Here is a 1,397-nt window from a genome sequence, read left to right on the forward strand (position 1 = left end):
GCCTCGCTACATCCCCGCTTCAGCAATCTACGCTGCTTGGCAGCGGCAGTGCATCTTTGCCATAAGCCAAGTTTGCATCGCTGCCCTCGTGAAACCGCGAATCCAGTTCCACGCCGTTACATGTCTCGATGGCAACGGTCAGCAAGAAATTTGCCTCATCGATCGCGCGCAGCAGAAGCGCAAAGTCAGGGTCATGCAAGAGCCGTCGACGCAGTGCTTGCCAAACGACGTCAATTTTGAGTGCTGCTTCTGGCGAAACGAGGCCCATGACTCCAGGATCAACCAACGCCGTTCGCGTGTATGTGCGATGGCGCACATACAGGGGGAACGGACCGCCCTGGGCTGATTGATGTCAGCTTTCGTCTATGTTCGCTCGCGCACAGTTTCCGGGAGCGCCGCCCGTAAGGGTGAGTTGCGCGCAGGCTCCTGATCATCCGTTCGGCAGCACCACGCCGAGTGGGAGCAGATTTCATGATGCATACCTTCCTGGCCGAGAAACGCGACGAGTTGCGCCATTAAGTGCATCAGGAAGCCGGAGCGTACCCGGTCCGGCGCCGAGCCTAACAGCGTCATAACGTCTGGCGAGCTACCAGCTAGCGCCGCAAGACGAGGAAGGGCGCTGTCGAGCGCCGCGACGCAAGTGGCGGGGCCGTCACGTACCGGGCCAAGCTCAATGTTGTACGTTCGGCGTCACCGACGGGAACGCGAACTCGCGCCCGACCATGGCGCGCGCGTACAGATAGTTCTCGAGGCCTCGCGCGCTGAGCGCGTCCAACTCAACATGCCCTTCAATGTCGCAAGGAAACACAAGCGCACGGCCATACAACCAGAGCGACTGGTACCGAAGGTCATGAGAGCAGTTCATGATTTGACCCGAAGACGGAGGCACCGACAACGCGCCGGACGCACGGATACATTCTGGGCGCTTCGGAGCGATGGAAAAGCAGGACACGCTCGCTAGACGCTGTAAGCGAGGAGGCCACCCGTCTGTTGCCTGCCCACCAGCGCCTCGAGCGCTCGAAGGAACTTGCTTGAGGAGCTGACAGCACGTGGGACAGCGCACAGACTTGGCTCCTCCTAGATGCAACGCTGCTACGTCGGTGTTCAAGTTGCGAGGCTCAGGTGAACAGTTTTCTTCGAGACGCTCCGGGCTCAGGCGGCTTCCTGAGAGGCTTGAAATGCTGGTTTCACCCCCAGTGGGCCTTCGAGCCAACTCCAGGGAAGAAGAGCGCATTCCTCCATGCGCCGCAGCAGCCGTTCGACGTGAACGGCGGCCTGACTGTCATGGTGGTGGACGACAACCCCAGCCATCTCATGAAGGCCTCTGAACTGCTCGAACAATGCGGCATCTCGGCCCTGCTCCCTTCGGACGGTGCTGAAGCGGTCCACCTTGCCTG

General features: G+C 60.5%; 2 protein-coding genes. One reads left to right on the top strand and one right to left on the bottom strand.

The genetic code is table 11. The features are described 5' to 3' along the window. Positions 1–19: 19 nt before the first annotated feature. A complete protein-coding gene (locus tag AC1D12_RS33345) occupies positions 20–268 on the bottom strand; it encodes a hypothetical protein (RefSeq protein WP_477827994.1) in 249 nt (82 codons plus the stop codon). 854 nt (positions 269–1,122) lie between these two features. Between AC1D12_RS33345 and AC1D12_RS33350 the strand changes: the two genes are divergently transcribed. Further along, on the top strand, positions 1,123–1,397 hold a 275-nt coding region (locus AC1D12_RS33350; protein ID WP_477845379.1), incomplete at its 3' end, for a hypothetical protein.

The sequence above is a fragment of the Rhizobacter sp. P1_G5 genome (assembly GCF_056405435.1).